We start from the raw sequence: 18,176 nt of genomic DNA, 5'->3' as shown, positions 1-18,176 counted from the left end.
TGAAACCACCGTCCCACAAACGATACTGGCAGTCTTGTTTGGCGGTGGGGAGGCCACATGAATGCACGCACCAGGTCCGGCACCGGCATGTCAGGCCGTGAGATCTGGACCCTGACGGTGGTGTGTGCGGGAGTGGCCCTGGTCATCGCCGCGATGGCCGCACTCAACTCGGCGCTCCCTGCGATCGCACTCGAGACCGGCGCGACCCAGAGCGAACTGACCTGGATCGTCGACAGCTACACCCTCGTTCTCGCGGCGCTGCTGCTGCCCGCAGGCGCGCTGGGCGACCGCTACGGTCGACGCGGGGTGCTCCTGGCCGGGCTCGCGATCGTCGCGGCCGCATCCGTCGGCCCGATCTGGCTCGACTCCCCGACCTGGCTCATCGCGTTCCGCGCCGTCGCGGGCGTCGGCGCCGCCCTCGTGATGCCGGCGACGCTGTCGTTGCTCACCGCCACCTTCCCGCCCGAACACCGTGCCCGGGGCGTCGCGATCTGGGCGGGGACCGCGGCGTCGGGCGGGGTCGCGGGCATGGTGGTCTCGGGGCTGATGCTCGAACACTGGCCGTGGCAGTCGATCTTCGTGGGGTTCTCCGTGGGCGCGGTCGCGCTGTTCGCCGCCACATGGACGATCACGGGATCCCGGGCCGAGAACCCACCGCCCATGGACCTGCCCGGTGCCCTGCTGTCCATCGGCGCGGTCGGCGGCTTCGTGCTCGGCATGCTCGAGGGCCCGATGCGCGGGTGGAGCGACCCGCTGCCGCTGTGTGCGCTGGTGGTCGGCGGGCTGTGCGCGGTGGCCTTCACGGTGGTCGAACTGCGCCGCGCCGAACCCCTACTCGACGTGCGCCTGTTCGGCAACCGCGGGTTCAGCGCCGGATCCCTGTCGATGACGTTGCAGTACCTCGCGTCGTTCGCGCTGTTCTTCCTGATCGTGCAGTACATGCAACTGGTTCTCGGATACAGCCCGTTGATGTCCGGACTCGCGTTGGCGCCGATTGCGGTGCCCGTGATGGCGGTGTCGGCCGTGATCCCGTGGTTGCTGCCCCGGATCGGCCTGCGTTGGCTGAGCGTGATCGGCCTCGCGCTGACCGGTGCCGGGATGCTCGCCTTCTCGACGGTCGAGGCCGACAGCGGCTACTGGGCCAGTGTCGCCGCCCTGATGATCTACGCGTTCGGTCTCGGACTGTGCACCGCCCCCGCCACCCACGCCATCATCGACAACACCCCGGACGACAAGCAGGGAGTCGCGTCCGCCGTCAACGACACCACCCGCGAGGTCGGCGCCGCCATCGGGATCGCCCTGGCGGGCAGCCTGCTCGCTGCCAGCTACAGCCAGGGCATCGCACCCGCCGTGGAGGCCGTGCCGGAGGCGGCGAAGGAGCCGGTCGGCTCGTCCCTCGCCGCCGCGCTCGAAGTCGCGAAGATGGCCGGACCGCAGGGCGATCAACTCGCTTCCTTCGCCCGGTCCGTCTTCATGGACGGGATGGCCGACGCGGCCCACGTGCTCGGCGCGATCCTGATCGTCGCGGCCGTCGCGGTCGGCATGATCGCGCCGGGGCGGATCCGCACGAAGTCGGCGCGGCTGGAAGAAGACACGGAACTGGTCGGCTCCGAGAAGGACTGACCGACTGAACCATCCGTTCATTCGATCTACTCGACTGAACGATTCCGTTCATGCGGAAGGCGGCACGGCGCGCGGGACGCTAGCCGGCGACGGTGAGCACGAGCAGGGCGACGTTCAGCGCGACGATCACCGCGGTGGCCGCCCACGCCGCGATCGTGGTGGCTCGACGGTTGACGTGCTCACCCATCAGCTCGGGCTCGGATGTCATCCGGACCAGCGGGATCAGCGCGAACGGGATGCAGAAGCTCAGCACCACCTGGCTGATCACCAGCGACATGGTCGGGTCGGCGCCGCTCGCGAGGATGACCAGCGCCGGAATCAGCACCAGAATCCGGCGCAGCAGCATCGGGATCCGGAAGTGCAGCAGGCCGGCCATGATCTCGGCACCGGCGGCGCACCCGACCGAGGTGGACGCCAACCCGGAGGCGAGCAACCCGATCGCGAACACCACCGCCACCGCAGGACCGAGCGCCGAGGAGATGGCGGCGTGCGCCCCCTCGATGGTGTCGGTGCCCTCGACCCCCCGCAGCGCGGACGCGGCGAGCAGCAGCATGGCGATGTTGACGGTGCCTGCGACGGCGAGCGCCGCCCCGACGTCGAGCTTGGTGGCCTTGATCAGGCGCGGCAGCAGGCCGGGCCGGATTCCACGGCCGTGCCGGTCCCGGGCCAGTGCGGAGTGCACGTAGATCGCGTGCGGCATCACGGTCGCCCCGAGCATGCTCGCCGCGAGCAGCACCGTCTCGGCGCCCTCGAACCGCGGGACCAGACCGCCGAGGGCGTCCCGCGACGAGACGTCGGTGAAGGCGAGACCGCTGACGAAGCCGAGGGTGATGATCGCGAGCAGGCCCATCACGACGAACTCGAAGGTCCGCTGCCCACGCGCCTGGGTGGAGAGGATGGCCATCGACACCGCGCCGGTGATCAGACCTCCGAGCCAGAGCGGCAATCCGAACAGCAGATTCAGCGCGATCGCACCACCGATCACCTCGGCGAGGTCGGTGGCGACGGCGGCGAGTTCGGCCTGCAACCAGAACGCCTTGCGCCGGCTCGGACGCAGGCGGTCGCCGAGCAGTTCGGGCAGCGACCGGCCGGTGACGAGCCCGAGTTTCGCGGACAGGTACTGCACGAGCACGGCCATCGCGTTGGCCATCACCAGGACCCAGACCAGCAGGTAGCCGTACTTGGCGCCGGCGGTGAGGTTGGCCGCGACATTGCCCGGGTCGACGTAGGCGATTGCGGCGACGAACGCGGGGCCGGCCAGCACGATCAGGCGGCCGAGGCTCCTCCACCTCCGCGTCGGAGGGGTGTTCGACTCGAGCGTGCGCACACTCACCTTGACTGGTCTCCCGTCCACGTCAACACCACTATTTGCGAAACCATATCAAAAAGTTTGGGTGTCCGAACTTTGCCGTCCCGACTCGCTGTGGCAGGGCGGATCCTACGGGCGCAATTGCATCTCCGCGCGCCCTCGCGACCACCGCGAGAAGGCGATCTTCCGGTGCTGCCGGCGCGGGCGCCCACGCGCGACAATGACGTCATGACCTCCCGACCGGCGCCCGATTCGGTGTCCACCCGGGACCGGATGAGTGCGCAACGCCGCCGCGACACGGTGCCGGAGATGGCGCTGCGGCGGGAACTGCACCGCCGCGGTCGCCGGTACCGGGTGGACCGGGCGCCGCTGCCGGGCGTGCGGCGCCGGGCCGACCTGGTGTTCCCGACCGCGAAGGTCGCGGTGTTCGTGGACGGTTGCTTCTGGCACCGCTGCCCGGTGCACGCGACCGCGCCGAAGAACAACGCGCAGTGGTGGGCGGACAAGCTGGACGGGAACGTCGCCCGGGACCGGGACACCGATGCCCGGCTCGCGGCGGCGGGCTGGGCGGTGGTGAGGGTGTGGGAGCACGAGGACCCTGTCGCCGGTGCCGACGCGGTGGAGGCCGCGCTGCGCGCGCGTCAGGAGTGCGCGGGCTCCCGCCGTTCAGAGCCGAGCCCGACCCGACGGACGGCCGCGGCCGCGACCGGGGTCAGCGCCACGGCGAAGGCCAGCGCGATGCACGAGCCGAACACCAGGCCCGCGGCGACATCGTGCGGGTAGTGCACACCACTGACCACCCGCGACGCCCCCACCACCAGGGCGGTGAGGGCGGCGACAACGCCGAGCCAGACGCGGCGAGCGGCGTACGCGGCAAGGACCACTGCCGTCGCCAACGCCGCGGAGATGCCGGAGTGATTACTGGGGAACGACCAGTCTCCGAGCGGCGGACACTCGGACAGCGCGTGGACACCGGGGATGGCGGTGCAGGGGCGCTCCTCGGTGACCACCGATTTCACCGCGAGGGTCGCGAGCGCCGAGCCGGCCGCTCCCGCCCCGGCCGCCAATCCGACCGCGAGGGTTCGCGTGTCGCCGCGTCCCCACCACAGCGCCAGCGCGAGCATGCCGGCCAGTGCGAACAGCCCCGCCTCCGCGACGAGGTCGCTGACTGTACCGGCCCCGGCGGGCCAGGACGCGGTCATCGTGTCGACGTCCCGGTACAGGGAGGTGGACCACCCGATGATCGGGTTGGTCGCCATCTCGGCCGGACCGAACACGGCGAGAATGCCGGCAGCGACGATCAGGGCGGCCAATCCGAGAGGCCAGTGCCGGGGAAGGAAACGGGTACGCACCCGGCGGAATGTACTCGGCGAAACTGGTAGGAAACTGAGAGCGGACCGCGGCGCAACCCTCGGCGGGTGAACACCCGGAAAACGTCACTGGACGAACGTCCAGTGTCTAGGGTCGTCAGGAACCTTCGTCCCCACGCATCACGAGGTGGCTTGTGGCCCTTTCCCCCGCCAACGTCTCCCGCCGCGCCTTCCTGGCCGGCCTGTCCGCACTCGGAGGCGCGGCACTGCTGCCCGCAGCCGCCGGCGCCACCCCTGTCCTTCGCCAGGCACCGGACGCAGGCCCCGGCCTGATCCGCAACCCGGAGTTCGGCAACGGCGTCATGGCCGGGGTGCCCCGCACCGACGGCGCGACCCTGTGGACACGGGTCGGCACCGACAGCGCAGGCACCGGCAGCATCGGGACCGGCAGCATCGGGACCGGCAGCGCCGGGAGCAGCGCGGCAGGCGGAGAACTGGCGTTGGTCGTCTCCACCCGCGAGGACCTGTCCGCCCCGGTGCTCGCCGAGCGGGTCCAGGTGCAGGGCGACGCCGACGGCACAGTGCATTTCGACGTCAGCGGCCTCGCTCCGGGGGAAACGTACTACTACCAGTTCCGGGGAACCGGGGGCGAGTCGCCCGTCGGACGGTTCCGGACGCTGCGGCCCGCCGACTCCAACGAGCCGGTCCGCATCGGCTGGTTCACGTGCCAGGGGTTCGAGGAGGGCTACTACGCCGCGCACCGCCACCTCGCCGCGGAGGACCTCGACTTCGTCGTGTGCCTCGGCGACTACGTGTACGAGTTCACCAAGCCGGGCGTGCGCGGCGTGGCCACCAACGCGTTCCCGCAGACGATCGACGCCATGCGGGACAAGTACCGCCAGTACCGCACGGACGCAGATCTGCGGCTGATGCACAGCAACCACGCGTTCGTGCCGCTCTGGGACGACCACGAGTTCCGCAACAACTACAGCAAGGACGGGTGGACGTTCCCGGTGATCTCGCCGATCGACGGTGCGGTCGGATTCCAGCAGAAGAAGCAGTGGGCCTGGCAGTCCTGGTTCGAGCACATGCCGGTACCCCGGTTCGCGGGCGACCCGACCCGCACCTACCGCTCGCTGCGGGTGGGCCGGACCGTGGAGCTGTTCGCGCCCGACACCCGCCAGTACCGGGACCGGCAGGCGTGCGGCGACTCGCTGGACCACATCGTCTGCGCCGAGGCCGATGCGCCGGGACGGACCATGCTGGGCGCGGCGCAGAAGCAGTGGCTGCTCGACGGCCTGGCCACGTCGGACGCTCGCTGGAAGGTGATCGCCAACCCCAACATGATGATGGGCATGGTGGTGGCGGACGACGGGACCCGCGCCTACATGGACACGTGGGACGGCTACGGAGCCGAGCGAGCCGAGATCCTTTCCACCGCAGCACAATCGGTCGACAACCTGGTACTGGTGACCGGCGACGACCACGACGGCTGGGCGGGCGAACTGTGGGACACCGGCTTCGGGCCGGGGACCCCGAGCGGAGCCCAGGTCAACGCGCCCGGCACCCGCCGCGCGGGGGTGGAGTTCGTCGTCCCGTCGGTGACGTCGTCCAACACCGGCGACGGCGCCTACACCAGCAGCGCCGCCGACCCGGCCGGGGCGCGCGCCGAGGAGGCGAGCCGGCTGGCGAAGAACCCGCACCTCCGGCACGCCGACATGGTCGGCCACGGCTACGGGATTCTCGAGGTCGACGCCGGCGAGGCGCGGTTCGCGTTCCGGTCGGTCGACAAGCTGAACCCGAACGCCGGGGTGGAGACGTCGAAGGCGCTGCGCGTCGGGTCCGGGGAGTCGGTGATCCACGAGGCGTGACCGCAATGTGACGGCCCCGAGCGGGTGCGGCGAAAACCTTTGTGCACAGGGTCATTGCTCCGCACACACAGGCTTTGCACGCACGAAGCCTGTGTGCACGCGCGAAAACCCCTGTGCACAAGAGTTCTGCACCAACAACACATCCGGCATCGCGCGCACCGTGCGTCCGCCCGCGAAAACCCCTGCGCACAAGAGTTCTGCACCAACAACACATCCGGCATCGCGCGCACCGTGCGTCCGCCCGCGAAAACCCCTGTGCACAGGGTCCATGCCCCGCGCACACGGGCTCTACACGCACAAAACCCCTGTGCACCCGTCAGGACCGGTGTGCACAGGGGTTTTCGCGCGACGCCACGGCGGGTGCGCGTCGGCGTTCGAGAACTAGCCCCAGCGAGACTGGCCGCCGTCCAGGGGCATGGTCGAGCCGGTGAGGTACCGCGAGTCCTCGGAGCACAGGAAGACCACCGCGCGCCCGATGTCGGACTCCGGGTCGCCCACCCGGCCGAGCGGGATGCCCGCGACGAACTCCGCGGCCTCCTCCGGGTTCTTGTCCATCCACCACTCGAGCGCGGGCGTCACTGCATGCGGGGCAACGTTGTTCACGCGGATCCCGTCCTTGCCCCACTCGGCGGCGGCGGCGCGGGTGAGCACCCGCGTGCCCTCCTTGATCGAGCCGTAGACGCCGTAGTTGCTGGCGTCCCAGCGCACCGCCGCCGACGTCACCAGGTTGACGATCGAGCCGCCGCCGCGGGCGACCATGTGCGGGTGGCACGCCCGCATGAACCGCAGGGTGGCCATCGGACCGGACGCGAACGCACGCTCGAAGTGCTCGTCGACGACGTCGAGCAGCGGACCGGGCTTGGAGTCGTTGGCGTTGTTGACCATGATGTCGACGCCGCCGAACTGCTCGACGGTGCTTTCAACGGCCGCCTCGATGTCCTCGGCGACCGAGACGTCGCAGCGCACCGGGATGGCGCGCCCGCCGAACTCCTCGATCTCCGCGACCGTCTTGTGCAGCTTCGACTCGGTGCGGCCGGCGACCGTGATCGCGGCCCCCTCCTTCGCCAGGGCCAGCGAGATGCCCCGGCCGATGCCTTGCCCCGCGCCGGTGACGATCGCGACCCTACCGTCGAGAATTCCCATGCTCATGCTCCGATCAGGCTGTGTGTCAGTTGATTTCGGGGTGGGTGGCGAGGTAGCGGGCCGGGTACTCGCCGCCGCCGTGCACCGCCAGGTCGGCGCCGTTGACGTACGCCGCCAGCGGACCTCCGAGGAACAGGCAGGCACCGGCGATGTCCGAGGGCACCGCCATCCGGCCGATCGGCAGGGTCCGGGTGACCGCGGCACCGCCGTCCTCCCCGTACACCGACGCCGCGGCCTCGGTGCGGATCAGTCCGGTGGTGATGTGGTTGACGCGCACCTTCGGCGCCCATTCCAGCGCGAGGGCCTTGGTCAGCATCAGCAGGCCGGCCTTGGCCGCGGAGTAGGCGGCGGTGCCGGGCTGCGGGTCGTGCGCGGACACCGACCCGATGTTGACGATCGCCCCGCCGGTCTCCTGCTGCTGCATCACCGCGTTCGCGGCCTGTGCAACGTAGAAGGGCGCCAGCAGGTTCAGTGCGACGATCTTGTCGACGAACCGGGTAGACACGGTCGCGGCGTCCGCGTCCGGTGAGCCACCGGCGTTGTTGATCAGCACGTCCAGCCGACCCATCGCCGAGTTGGCGGCGTCAACCATCGCCTTCGCGGCGTCGGCGTCGCGGAGGTCGACCGGCAGGAAGCCTGCCTCGACGCCGTCGACCGCGATCGGGGCCTCCGGTGCACTGCGCGCACACACCGTCACCTGCGCGCCGGCCGCGAGGAACGTCTCTGCGACCACGCGCCCGATGCCCTTGGTGCCGCCGGTGATCAGGACGGCCTTGCCCGTGAAGTCGGCCGGGTTGTCCCTTCCCGGGAACTCGGCTGCGTTGCTCATCGCCTACTCCCCGAACCGGGCGTGGGCACCGGTGATGGCGCCGCCGACCTCGAAGTCGACGCCGGTCTCGCCGCGCCATGCACGGATCGGCAGCCGGTCACCCGGGAAGGCCGGGGCCGCGAAGCGTCCCGACAGCTGCACCAGATCCGCCGGGTGCGCGCCAAGCGCACCGGCCAGGGGCAGCGTGCTCGCCGCCAGCGTGCACAGCCCGTGCATGATCGGGCGGGGCTGCCCGATCACCGCGGCCGCGGCCGGGTCGATGTGGATGTGGTGCATGTCCCCGAGCAACCGGTACAGCGCCGTCTGGTTCTCGGCGGTCACCAGCTCCGTCGTGACCGCGGGGTCGCCGGTCGGGCCGGCAGGCTTCGACGGCCCACGCTCGCCGCCGAATCCGCCGTAGCCGGGCGCGAACAGCGACCAGGTGGCGACGAAGTACTCGCTCTCGACGACCACCTCGAACACCGCGGCGGCACCCTTGTCCCACACCTCGCCGACGCGCGCGGACAGCGTGACCTCACCGGAGCGCGGGAGCGGCGCGAGCACCGTCAGTTCCTGCGAGCCGTGCAGTGCGGTCTTGGTGTCGAAGGCACCGCGCGAGCCGAGTTCGTCGGGCGCCCACTGGGCGAGGGTCAGCGCGAACGTCGGCAGCACCCGCAGCCGGTCCTCCATCACGAGGTCCAGGTCGGTGGCCTTCGCACCCACTGCGAGCGCGTAGAGGATCGCGTCGCGTTCGGTGTAGCTCACGGTGCGGGTGCCGAGGTCGGCCCCCTTCCAGGCGCCGGCCGGCTTCTGCTCCACTGCCGTCATTCTTCGTCCTTCCAGGGCTTCTTGTGTCGGCTACTGCCGGGTCAGGCGGCGCCGAGAATCAGGCCGCTCGTGGGAACCGCGGTTCCCGCCGTGACGAGCACGTTCTCGACGCCGTCGGGCTGGTTGGTGGAGGTGCCCCGCAGCAACCGGACCGCCTCGGCGATCCCGTTGACACCGTGCAGGTACGCCTCCCCGACCTGACCGCCGTGCGTGTTGCTCGGCAGCCGTCCACCGATCTCCAGGTTGCCCTCGCGGATGAAGTCCTTGGCCTCGCCGAGACGGCAGAAACCGAGTTCCTCGAGCTGCGGGAGCACCAGCGGAGTGAAGTGGTCGTAGAGGATCGCCGCGTTGATGTCCCCCGGCGTCAGACCGGCCTGGCTGTAGAGCTGACGGCCGACCAGACCCATCTCCGGGATGCCGGTGATGTCGGGCCGGTAGTAGCTGGCCATCATGTGCTGGTCCTTGCCCGACCCCTGCGCGGCACCCTTGATGATCGCGGGCTTGTTGCGCAGATCCCTGGCACGCTCGGCCGAGACGATGACGAGGGCCTGGCCGCCGTCGGTCTCCTGGCAGCAGTCGAGCAGGTGCAGCGGCTCGGCGATCCACCGGGAGTTCTGGTGGTCCTCAAGCGTGATGGGCTTGCCGTAGAACCACGCGGCGGGGTTGTTCGCGGCGTGCTTGCGCGCCACGACGGCAACCCGACCGAAATCCTCACTCGTGGCACCGTACTGGTGCATGTACCGCCGAGCGAACATCGCGACCCACTGGGCGGGAGTGGCCAATCCCTGCGGGGTCAGCCATGCGTAGGCTGCGCGGTCCGCGGTCGAATCCATCGGGCGGTCGTGCTGGCCCGCACCGAAGCGCATACCGGAGCGTTCGTTGAACGCACGGTAGACCACCACGACCTCGGCGACACCGGTCGCGACGGCCATCGCCGCCTGCTGCACCGACGCGCACGCCGCGCCGCCGCCGTAGCCGATCCGGGAGAAGAACTTGAGCTCCCCGAGCCCGCAGTTGCGGGCGACGAGGATCTCGCCGTTGGTCTCCATGGTGAAGGTGGTCAGACCGTCGACCTCGGACGGGTCGATGCCGGCGTCGGCGAGCGCGGCGGTGACCGCCTCGCACGCGAGCTGCAGCTCGGAACGGCCGGACTTCTTCGAGAACTCGGTGGCGCCGATGCCGACGATCGCGGCGGCGCCGGAGAGCGGGCTGACGGCCATCAGGCGTCCTTCCCTTCGCTGGCGGGGTACGACACGCTGACGGTGCCGGAGAGGTGGTTGCCGAGGCTGTTGGCGCCCACGACCTTCACCTCGACGACGCCGTTCTCCTTGGACACGACCTCACCGGTCATCGTCATCGTGTCGCCCGGGTAGTTCGGGGCGCCGAGGCGGATCTTGACGCGGCGCACCGTCGCGAACGGCCCGGCCCAGTCCGTCACGAACCGCCCGGCCAGCCCGTTGCTGGTGAGGATGTTCATGAACACGTCCTTCGAGCCGCGCTCACGCGCCAGTTCGGGGTCGTGGTGCACGTCCTGGAAGTCGCGGGTCGCGAGCGCCGTCGCGACGATCAGGGTGCGGGTCAGCGGGATCGCCAGTTCCGGCAGCGCCTCGCCGACCGAGATGTCGTCGTAGCCGCGGCCCGCCAGCTCGATGGTGGCGGTCATGCGACCACCTCGACACCGGCGGCGAGCTGGGCGCCGAGGCGCGCCAGGTCGGAGGCCGAGCCGCCGAGGGTGGCGCCGATCTGCTTGCCCCACAGCAGGTGCCGGTGCACCGGGTAGTCGGTGTCGACACCCATGCCGCCGTGCAGGTGCGTGGTGCGGTGCACGATGCGCTGGCCGCCGTCGGTGGCCCACCACTTCGCGACCAGCACGGCGGTGCCGGGGTCGATGCCGTCGACGAGGTTCTGCGCGGCCTGCCACAGGGTCACGCGCATCGCCTCGAGGTCGATGTAGCAGTCGGCCAGCTGGTGACCCACGGCCTGGAACGTGGCGAGCGGGCGCCCGAACTGGTGCCGGCCGTTGAGGTAGGTCACGGCCTGCGCCACGGCACCGGAGCCGACGCCGATCTGGATCGCGGCGAGCGCGAGCTCGACCCGATCACGCAGCCACCGCACGGTGGTGCCGTCGGCGGCGCCGAGCAGCTCCGCGGGGGCCGACTCGAGGGTGACGTTGCCGCAGATCTCCCAGTTCGTGGACTGGGTCTGCTCCACCGAGACGCCCGCGGCGGCAAGGTCGACGACGAACAGTGCCGCACCGGTCTCGGTGGTCGCCGAGACGATCGCGCGGTCGGCGACGTGGGTGATCGGGACGACGGCCTTCGCGCCGGTCAGCGTCCACCGGCCACCGGCCTCGGTGGCGGTGGTCTCCGGGTCGCGGTCGATGTACGGGCCGAACTCCTCGAGACCGATCGTCAGGAAGCTGCTGCCCTCGGCGACACCGGGGACCAGTGCGCGCTGGGCGTCGGTACCGAACTCGGCGACCGCGAGCGCCGCGAGCGCCGACTGCCAGATCGGGACCGGGGCGACGTAATTGCCCTGCCGCTCGAGCAGAACGTAGAGCTCGGCCAGTCCGAGCCCGCCGCCGCCGAGGTCCTCGGGCAGCGCGATGCCGAGCAGCCCCGTGTTCGCGAGTTCGCGCCACAGGTCCCGGTCGATGCGCTCGTCGCTCAGTTCGACCTGCTTGACCCGGTCGATGTCGGCCTTGCTGGTGAAGACCTCGTCGGCGAGGGTGCGAATCGCTTCCTGCTCTTCGCTGTAGTTGAAGTCCATCAGGAGTCCTCCCGTGCGGCCGGCCGGAACGCGGGCAGCGTCAGATCCGGGTCGGCGTCGATCCAGTCCAGTTCCACCGGCATGTCGATCTCGACGTCCTCCGGCGCGATGCCGGTCATGTTCGCGATCAGACGGGTGCCCTCTTCGAGTTCGATCGTCGCCACGATCAGCGGGTAATCGAATCCGGGGATCTGCGGGTGGTGGTTGACGACGAAGCTGTAGACGGTGCCGCGGCCCGAGGCGTCGACGGTGTCCCAGTCGAGCGACTGGCACGCACCGCACATCGGCCCGGTGGGGTGCCGCAGGGTGCCGCAGGCGGTGCAGCGCTGGATCACCAGGCGGTGTTCCTTGGCGGCCGCGAACCAGAACGCATTGTCGGCGTTGAGCGCCGGACGCGGGCGCAGCCCCTTCGGCTTGCTCTCCTGCTTCGGCTTGGGAGCGAAGCGCAGGGTGCGCCAGCGCTGGGTCGCGACGGTCTCGTCGTCGGAGTTGCGGTAGGTCTTCAGCGTCGTGACGAAGTGCCCGACGCCGAGTCCGGTCGTCTTCTCCTCCGAGACCGACTCGATCACCTCGGTGATCGAAACCCGGTCACCGGGACGCAGTTCGGTGAAGAACTCGAAATCCGAGTCGGTGGCGACGACGGAGGAGAAGCCCGCGTCGTCGAGGGTGGCGATCAGGTCCGTCCACACCTGGGACGGGTCGTTGTTCGCCATCTTGTCGGTGAAGGTGCGCATGATCCACACCTGCGCCATCAGCGCGGGCGCGACGGCGCCCTCGCGGCCGGTGGCGCGGGCCGCCTCGTCGTCGAGGTAGATGGGGTTGGTGTCGCCCATCGTCTCGACCCAGTGCCGGATCATCGGGGTGTTGACCGCGTCCGGTCCCCACGTCTTCGGGGTGAGGGTCTGCCCCTCGAATGCCTTGAGTGTGGTGAGGAATTCGCTCACTTGACCCTCTTCTCCCGCACCAGGCCGAGACCCATCGTCGCGACCATGTCGCGCAGGACCTCGTTGACGCCGCCACCGAACGTGTTGACCATGCCCTGCCGGGAGATCTGCTCGATCTGACCGGCCAGCAGCGCACCCGGGGACTCGGGGCGGATGCGGCCTGCCGCGCCCAGGATGCCGAGGAGGGTGCGGTAGACGTCGATGTGGGTCTCGGTGCCGTACGCCTTGGTGGCACCGGCGTCCGCGCCGGACAGCGTGTCCGCCGCGACGGCCGCCGTCATCTTCCAGTTCAGCAGCCGCATCGCCTCGAGCTTCGCGTGGGTACGCGCGAATTCCTGCTGCACCCACGGGATCTCGATGGCGCCGTTCTCCTTGGCCCAGGCCAGGACCTGATGCCACAGACCGTAGGTGCGGCCGCCGATCGCGGCCAGGCCGATGCGCTCGTGGTTGAGCTGCGCGGCGATCAGCTGCCAGCCGCCGTTGATCTCACCGATCACGTTCTCCTGCGGAATCCGGATCCCGCTGTAGTACGTCGAAGTGACCATCAGACCACCGACGGTGGGGATCGGCGACCACGAGAAGCCGGGGTCGTCGGTGGGGACGACCAGGATCGAGATGCCCCTGTGCTTGGGCGCCTCCGGATCGGTGCGGCACGCGAGCCACACGTAGTCGGCGGTGTTCGCTCCCGAGGTGAAGATCTTGTTGCCGTCGACCACCCACTCCTCGCCGTCGAGGACGGCGCGGGTCTTGAGCGAGGCGAGGTCGGTGCCTGCCTCCGGCTCGGTGTAGCCGATCGCGAAGACGATGTCGCCGGAGAGGATGCCGGGCAGGAACCGGGCCTTCTGCTCCTCGGTGCCGTACTTCATCAGCGTGGGGCCGACGGTGTTCACGGTGACGAAGGGGAACGGCAGTCCGGCCCGCTGCACCTCGTCGAAGAACACGAACTGTTCCTCGATGGAGCGGCCCTGTCCGCCGTACTCGGTCGGCCAGCCGATCCCGAGCCAGCCGTCCTTGCCGAGCAGGCTCACGACCTCGCGGAAGTACTCACCGCCCACGCCCTGCTCGCCGGCCTTGCGCCGCTTCTCCTCCGGCAACAGGCTCGCGAAGTACGCGCGCAGCTCCCGTCGCAGCTCCTGCTGCGCCGCCGACTCCCTCAACTCCATCGTTGCTCTCCCATTCCTCGCGCGCCCGCACTCGAATGGACGCTCGCGTACGCACTCGAATGGACGCTCGCGTCCGTGCGAACTTCGGACGCTACGGAGAGATGCGGAGCCGGTCCTGCGCGGTCTCACTGAGCGGTAGGTCGCCGGGCTCCGACCTCGGGGACTCGGGGGTTTCGGCGCTGCCCATGCGGTCGCGCGGGATGAACACGCCGATGACGACCGCGAGCAGGGCCGCGCCCGCACCGATCCCGAACACCACCGCGTAAGCTCCCGCCGTCGCGAACTCCACCCCCGCGACGTGCATCACCGACGCGGTGGTGACCGCCGCGACCACGGCGCTGCAGGTGGAGGTGCCGAGCGAACGGGCGAGTGCGTTGAGGCTGTTCGCCGCCGCGGTCTCCGTGACCGGGACCGCGCGCATGATCATCGCCGGGATCGCGCCGTAGGCGAGAGCTGCGCCGACCGAGGTCACCGCCGTCGCGGCGATCACGATGACGAGCTGGTGCGGGATGACCGCGCGGGCGAGGTTCGCGAGCATCAGGATCGCGGTGCCGATCAGGAAGGTGATCCGCGGCCCCTTGGTGTCGGACAGGTACGCGGTCACCGGGGAGAACGCGATCATCATCAGACCCCCCGGCAGCAACGCGAGGCCGCTGAGCGTCAACGACATCCCGTAGCCGTAGCCGGTCTCGGTCGGCGCCTGGAAGATCTGTGCGCTGACCATGAACGAGGTGAACATCGCGAATCCGACGAGGACGGAGGCGGTGTTCGTCAGCAACACCTGGCGGCGTGCGGAGACCCGGAGGTCCACCAGCGGTTGCCGGACCACGTCGGCCCGACCGGGTGGGGCGAGCCGCAACTCGTAGACGCCCCACGCCGCGAACAGCACCGTCGCGGCCGCGAACAGGCCGAGGACCGGGACGCTGGTCCAGCCCCAGCCGTTGCCCTGGGTGATCGCCAGCAGCAGGCACACCAGCGCCGCGGACAGCCCGAGCGCGCCGACGAGGTCGAACTTCCCGCCGGAACGGACCTCGGATTCCGGGACGAGCCGCCAGATTCCGAGCATCCCGAGCAGTCCGAACGCCGCCGCCCCGCCGAACAGCCAGTGCCAGCTGAAGTGCTCGGCGACCACACCGGTGAGGGGCAGTCCGATCGCGCCGCCTGCGCCGAGGGTCGAACTCATCAGCGCGATCCCGCTCGCCACCCGCTCCTCGGGGAGTTCGTCGCGCATGATGCTGATGCCGAGCGGCACCACGCCCATCGCGGCGCCCTGCAGCGCGCGGGCGGCGAGCACGACGGCGAAGGCGTCGGACACCGCACCGAGGAGGCTGCCGGCGACCATCACCGCCAACGCGACGAGCAGCAGCCTGCGCTTGCCGTACATGTCACCGAGACGACCGAGGACCGGTGCGCAGACCGCGCCGGCGATGAGGTTGGCGGTGACCAGCCAGGCCGCGCCGCCGGGCGTGGTGTTCAGCAACCGCGGGAACTCGGGGAGCAGCGGCATCACGATGGTCTGCATGAGCGAGACCACGATGCCGCAGGACGCCAGGGCGAGCACCACGACACGGACGGACGCAGCGCGCACTGGCAACGGCACGAAACCTCCCGAACGACCTATTCAGCTATCTGTTCAACAAAGCGCTATTTAGCTTTGGACACTATGACATGCGGTCCCGCCGGAACACCCCCCGTTCCACCCAGCGGGTGCCGAAACCCCGAGCCGGGCCGGTGCCCGCATACTCGTGCCATGACTGATCCGTCGGACCTTGCCGGCCGATACGCGGTCGCGGTGGACGACCGCGACGCCACCGCCCTGGCCGCCCTGTTCACCGCGGACGCCGAGTTCGTGCAGCCCCCCGCCCTGACGCGCGGCGCCGGGGAGGTCGTCACGGTCGGCGGCGACGCGATCGTCGCGGTCGTGCTGGACGGCACCGCACATCTGCACGCCACGCATCACGCCGTGCACCAGTCGGTGGTCGACGTGGACGGGAACACCGCGGTCGGGCGGGTGTACTGCCAGGCGCATCACCTGTACCGGGGCCGGGACGGGATGCGGGACAACGTGATCGCCATCCGCTACCGGGACGACTACCGACGGGTGGACAACCGCTGGCTGATCGCGCGCCGGGAACTGGTCGTCGACTTCGCCGAGGACCGCACCGTCACCGTCCCCGGTACCTGATCGCCCTCCGTTCATGGTTCCCAAATGTCACAGTGGGTATCGCCAAGTGAGCCGATGTGACATTTGGGAACTTTCGCGGAACGGTCAGGGGAGGCCGAACAGTCGCAGGATCGCGGCGGTGGCGGCGGCGGCGAGGACGGCGACGACGAACGGCGCCTTCCGCCACGCCAGGACTCCCCCGACGAGCACTCCCGCGGGCCGCGCGATGCCCGCCGGGCCGCCGTCCTCGACCAGCGCCTGGGTCGCCGCGACCGCGACGAGCAGGACGACCGCACCGACCGCCAGCACCGCCTCGAGTCTGTCCGGGACGATGCCCCGCGCGCGCAGCAGCGGTCCGGCGAACCGGAATGCGAAGGTCCCCACGCCGAGCACCAGGACCGTCGCCACCAGCAACAGGGGCGAGGTCACGAGGCCACCGCCGCTTCCGGTTCCGGGTTCGTCTCGGCCACCCTGCCGGGTTTGAGCCAGACCAGGCCGACAAGGGCCGCGAGCGCCAGCAGCACCGGAATCCCGGCCGGCAGGAAGGGGGTGGCGGCGACGGCGATGACGGCCCCGAGAAGCGCGACCAGTGCGGTCGCCCGGTCCCGCAGCGCCGGGAAGACCAGGGCGAGCAGCACGGTCGGGAACATGGCGTCGAGACCGAAGGCGTCGATGTCGTGGATGAAGGTGCCTGCGGTCGCACCGATCAGGGCTCCGAGGGGCCAGCAGATCCCGATCCCGATCGCGCACAGCCAGTAGGCGGCGCGTCTGCGACGCGGCTCGGCCTGCCCGAGGGCGAACACCGTGCTCTCGTCGTTGAGCAGGTGCGCGCCGAGGACCCGTCGCCACCCGCGGCCGGCGACGTCGCCGACGGCGAGGCCGAACGGCAGGTGCCGGGCGTTGACCAGCAGCCCGCCGGCGAGCGCGGCGGCCAGGCTGCCACCGGCGGCGACGATGCCCACGAACAGGAACTCGGACGCACCGGCGAGCACGACCACCGACATCAGGACCGGGACCCAGGGCGCGAAGCCGAGACCGACGGCGATCGCGCCGTAGGAGACGCCGACGAGGCCGTCGGCCAAGGACACCAGTGCGATGTCCCACCGCAGCCCCCCGTCCAGTGTTCGCCAGATCGAACGCATGATCTTTATAGTGAACACAGAGTGTCCGTTCGTCAAATCGAACAACTCCGCCGATACAGTGAACACATGGCATCGGACAGCAAGGCGCCCCTGGACGTCATCGCGGCCTCCCTGCGTCGGGAGCGCGACCGCGCGGGCCTGTCCCTGACCGAGGTGGCGAAGCGTGCGGGCATCGCAAAGTCGACGCTGTCGCAGCTGGAAGCCGGTGCCGGAAACCCCAGCGTGGAGACGCTGTGGGCGCTGAGCGTCGCGCTCGACATCCAGTTCGCGCAGTTGATCGATCCGCCGCGACCCCGGGTGCAGGTGATCCGGGCGGACGAGGGTCCGGTGTTGTACTCCGAGCGCACCGACTACCAGGTCACTCTTGTCGCATCGTGCCCACCCAACGCGCGTCGCGACATCTACCGCCTCGACGTGGAGCCCGGCCCCGCCCGCGAGTCCGAGCCGCACCTGCCCGGCACGGTCGAGCACGTCCTGGTCAGCGCCGGCCGCGCGCTGGTCGGCCTGCGCGACGACCCGGTCGAACTCGGCCCCGGTGACTACATCGCCTACCCCGGCGACGTCGCGCACGTCTTCCAGGCCCTCGAGCCCGGCACCCGCGCGGTCCTCGTCTCCGAACACACCTGACAGCCGGGCCGCGCGGACAATGGGGACATGACCGAGCGCAAGCCCTGGAACGTCCCGTTCGAGTCGTGGGTCGAGCGTCAGATCCGGCTGGCCCAGGAGCGCGGCGAGTTCGACAACCTCGCCGGCGCGGGAAAGCCGCTGCCCCCAATCGACGACTCCGACGAATTGTGGTGGGTCAAGCGCAAACTCGCGGCGGAGGGCCTGTCCACCGAGGCGCTGCTTCCGCCCTCACTGCAGTTGCGCCGCGAGGTCGAACGGCTGTCCGACGTCGTCGCCGACCTGCCCACCGAGCAGGCCGTGCGCGAGGCGGTCGCCGATCTGAACCGTCGCATCGCCGACTACCTGCGCGCACCGAGCGTCCCGGTCGTGCCGGTCCACAAGGTCGACGCCGACCGGGCGGTCGCCACCTGGCGCGGCCACCGTCCCGGCCGCTGACCCCACCCGCGGTTCCGTAATGTCACATCGGGGGTCGTCA

The 18,176-nt window shown here is 70.3% G+C and carries 18 protein-coding genes and 1 pseudogene; 6 read left to right on the top strand and 13 right to left on the bottom strand.

Translation table 11 applies throughout. The features are described 5' to 3' along the window. Nucleotides 1-57 precede the first annotated feature (57 nt). Nucleotides 58-1,623 carry an MFS transporter gene (locus ACWDU4_RS00095; RefSeq protein ID WP_450111801.1) on the top strand — a complete coding sequence of 522 codons (1,566 nt, stop codon included), beginning with the start codon at nucleotides 58-60 and terminating at the stop codon, nucleotides 1,621-1,623. A 79-nt stretch (nucleotides 1,624-1,702) separates the two neighbouring features. On the opposite strand, the gene ACWDU4_RS00090 is transcribed toward ACWDU4_RS00095, so the two are convergent. Continuing rightward, the gene (locus ACWDU4_RS00090; RefSeq protein ID WP_450111800.1) at nucleotides 1,703-2,956 is read right to left on the bottom strand and encodes an Nramp family divalent metal transporter; all 1,254 of its coding nucleotides are present in this window, start codon (nucleotides 2,954-2,956) and stop codon (nucleotides 1,703-1,705) included. 204 nt (nucleotides 2,957-3,160) lie between these two features. On the opposite strand from ACWDU4_RS00090, the pseudogene ACWDU4_RS00085 reads away from it, so the two are divergent. Further along, nucleotides 3,161-3,571: pseudogene (locus ACWDU4_RS00085) on the top strand (very short patch repair endonuclease); the annotation flags it as partial. Nucleotides 3,572-3,573: 2 nt separating this feature from the next. Here the strand turns inward: ACWDU4_RS00085 and ACWDU4_RS00080 are convergent. Continuing rightward, entirely contained in the window at nucleotides 3,574-4,284 is a 711-nt protein-coding gene (locus ACWDU4_RS00080) for a phosphatase PAP2 family protein (protein WP_450111799.1), read from the bottom strand. 152 nt (nucleotides 4,285-4,436) lie between these two features. On the opposite strand from ACWDU4_RS00080, the gene ACWDU4_RS00075 reads away from it, so the two are divergent. Beyond that, entirely contained in the window at nucleotides 4,437-6,113 is a 1,677-nt protein-coding gene (locus tag ACWDU4_RS00075) for an alkaline phosphatase D family protein (protein ID WP_450111798.1), read from the top strand. A 381-nt stretch (nucleotides 6,114-6,494) separates the two neighbouring features. Here the strand turns inward: ACWDU4_RS00075 and ACWDU4_RS00070 are convergent, their stop codons facing one another. The 9 genes from ACWDU4_RS00070 to ACWDU4_RS00030 form a co-directional block, all read right to left on the bottom strand. Further along, entirely contained in the window at nucleotides 6,495-7,256 is a 762-nt protein-coding gene (locus ACWDU4_RS00070; RefSeq protein WP_450112038.1) for an SDR family NAD(P)-dependent oxidoreductase, read from the bottom strand. A 25-nt stretch (nucleotides 7,257-7,281) separates the two neighbouring features. After that, complete coding sequence (locus ACWDU4_RS00065) at nucleotides 7,282-8,085, bottom strand: SDR family oxidoreductase (protein WP_450111797.1); 804 nt, start codon at nucleotides 8,083-8,085, stop codon at nucleotides 7,282-7,284. Nucleotides 8,086-8,088: 3 nt separating this feature from the next. Continuing rightward, nucleotides 8,089-8,892, bottom strand: coding sequence for a MaoC/PaaZ C-terminal domain-containing protein (locus ACWDU4_RS00060; RefSeq protein ID WP_450111796.1), 804 nt, complete (start codon nucleotides 8,890-8,892; stop codon nucleotides 8,089-8,091). 41 nt (nucleotides 8,893-8,933) lie between these two features. Then, on the bottom strand, nucleotides 8,934-10,112 hold the full coding sequence (locus ACWDU4_RS00055; RefSeq protein WP_450111795.1) for a lipid-transfer protein: 1,179 nt from the start codon (nucleotides 10,110-10,112) through the stop codon (nucleotides 8,934-8,936). Then, the gene (locus ACWDU4_RS00050; protein WP_450111794.1) at nucleotides 10,112-10,555 is read right to left on the bottom strand and encodes a MaoC family dehydratase; all 444 of its coding nucleotides are present in this window, start codon (nucleotides 10,553-10,555) and stop codon (nucleotides 10,112-10,114) included. Before ACWDU4_RS00050 ends, ACWDU4_RS00055 begins: the two co-directional genes overlap by 1 nt. Beyond that, nucleotides 10,552-11,661 carry an acyl-CoA dehydrogenase family protein gene (locus ACWDU4_RS00045; protein ID WP_450111793.1) on the bottom strand — a complete coding sequence of 370 codons (1,110 nt, stop codon included), beginning with the start codon at nucleotides 11,659-11,661 and terminating at the stop codon, nucleotides 10,552-10,554. Before ACWDU4_RS00045 ends, ACWDU4_RS00050 begins: the two co-directional genes overlap by 4 nt. Next, nucleotides 11,661-12,605 carry a bifunctional MaoC family dehydratase N-terminal/OB-fold nucleic acid binding domain-containing protein gene (locus ACWDU4_RS00040; RefSeq protein ID WP_450111792.1) on the bottom strand — a complete coding sequence of 315 codons (945 nt, stop codon included), beginning with the start codon at nucleotides 12,603-12,605 and terminating at the stop codon, nucleotides 11,661-11,663. Before ACWDU4_RS00040 ends, ACWDU4_RS00045 begins: the two co-directional genes overlap by 1 nt. Continuing rightward, nucleotides 12,602-13,768 (bottom strand): acyl-CoA dehydrogenase family protein, encoded by a 1,167-nt coding sequence (locus tag ACWDU4_RS00035; RefSeq protein ID WP_450111791.1) that lies wholly within the window; start codon nucleotides 13,766-13,768, stop codon nucleotides 12,602-12,604. Before ACWDU4_RS00035 ends, ACWDU4_RS00040 begins: the two co-directional genes overlap by 4 nt. Nucleotides 13,769-13,859: 91 nt before the next feature. Further along, on the bottom strand, nucleotides 13,860-15,368 hold the full coding sequence (locus ACWDU4_RS00030) for an MFS transporter (RefSeq protein ID WP_450111790.1): 1,509 nt from the start codon (nucleotides 15,366-15,368) through the stop codon (nucleotides 13,860-13,862). 150 nt (nucleotides 15,369-15,518) lie between these two features. Between ACWDU4_RS00030 and ACWDU4_RS00025 the strand changes: the two genes are divergently transcribed. Then, entirely contained in the window at nucleotides 15,519-15,953 is a 435-nt protein-coding gene (locus ACWDU4_RS00025; RefSeq protein WP_450111789.1) for a nuclear transport factor 2 family protein, read from the top strand. 84 nt (nucleotides 15,954-16,037) lie between these two features. On the opposite strand, the gene ACWDU4_RS00020 is transcribed toward ACWDU4_RS00025, so the two are convergent. Next, nucleotides 16,038-16,361, bottom strand: coding sequence for an AzlD domain-containing protein (locus tag ACWDU4_RS00020; protein WP_450111788.1), 324 nt, complete (start codon nucleotides 16,359-16,361; stop codon nucleotides 16,038-16,040). Next, nucleotides 16,358-17,074, bottom strand: coding sequence for an AzlC family ABC transporter permease (locus ACWDU4_RS00015; protein ID WP_450111787.1), 717 nt, complete (start codon nucleotides 17,072-17,074; stop codon nucleotides 16,358-16,360). The genes ACWDU4_RS00020 and ACWDU4_RS00015 overlap by 4 nt, the downstream gene beginning before the upstream one ends. Before the next feature lie 66 nt (nucleotides 17,075-17,140). On the opposite strand from ACWDU4_RS00015, the gene ACWDU4_RS00010 reads away from it, so the two are divergent. Together ACWDU4_RS00010 and ACWDU4_RS00005 are read left to right on the top strand one after the other, a co-directional pair. Further along, nucleotides 17,141-17,701, top strand: coding sequence for a helix-turn-helix domain-containing protein (locus ACWDU4_RS00010; protein ID WP_450111786.1), 561 nt, complete (start codon nucleotides 17,141-17,143; stop codon nucleotides 17,699-17,701). A 27-nt stretch (nucleotides 17,702-17,728) separates the two neighbouring features. Beyond that, a complete protein-coding gene (locus ACWDU4_RS00005) occupies nucleotides 17,729-18,136 on the top strand; it encodes a DnaJ family domain-containing protein (RefSeq protein ID WP_450111785.1) in 408 nt (135 codons plus the stop codon). The last annotated feature ends 40 nt before the right edge of the window (nucleotides 18,137-18,176 follow it).

The organism is Rhodococcus sp. NPDC003348 (genome assembly GCF_053589375.1).
This window is presented reverse-complemented; position numbering and strand designations above follow the sequence as displayed.

Coding starts and splice junctions, on each gene's coding strand:
- ACWDU4_RS00015 (WP_450111787.1), bottom strand. CDS start 17,074: ATGCGTTCGATCTGGCGAACACTGGACGGGGGGCTGCGGTGGGACATC.
- ACWDU4_RS00070 (WP_450112038.1), bottom strand. CDS start 7,256: ATGGGAATTCTCGACGGTAGGGTCGCGATCGTCACCGGCGCGGGGCAA.
- ACWDU4_RS00025 (WP_450111789.1), top strand. CDS start 15,519: ATGACTGATCCGTCGGACCTTGCCGGCCGATACGCGGTCGCGGTGGAC.
- ACWDU4_RS00010 (WP_450111786.1), top strand. CDS start 17,141: ATGGCATCGGACAGCAAGGCGCCCCTGGACGTCATCGCGGCCTCCCTG.
- ACWDU4_RS00005 (WP_450111785.1), top strand. CDS start 17,729: ATGACCGAGCGCAAGCCCTGGAACGTCCCGTTCGAGTCGTGGGTCGAG.
- ACWDU4_RS00095 (WP_450111801.1), top strand. CDS start 58: ATGAATGCACGCACCAGGTCCGGCACCGGCATGTCAGGCCGTGAGATC.
- ACWDU4_RS00050 (WP_450111794.1), bottom strand. CDS start 10,555: ATGACCGCCACCATCGAGCTGGCGGGCCGCGGCTACGACGACATCTCG.
- ACWDU4_RS00065 (WP_450111797.1), bottom strand. CDS start 8,085: ATGAGCAACGCAGCCGAGTTCCCGGGAAGGGACAACCCGGCCGACTTC.
- ACWDU4_RS00045 (WP_450111793.1), bottom strand. CDS start 11,661: ATGGACTTCAACTACAGCGAAGAGCAGGAAGCGATTCGCACCCTCGCC.
- ACWDU4_RS00035 (WP_450111791.1), bottom strand. CDS start 13,768: ATGGAGTTGAGGGAGTCGGCGGCGCAGCAGGAGCTGCGACGGGAGCTG.
- ACWDU4_RS00060 (WP_450111796.1), bottom strand. CDS start 8,892: ATGACGGCAGTGGAGCAGAAGCCGGCCGGCGCCTGGAAGGGGGCCGAC.
- ACWDU4_RS00055 (WP_450111795.1), bottom strand. CDS start 10,112: ATGGCCGTCAGCCCGCTCTCCGGCGCCGCCGCGATCGTCGGCATCGGC.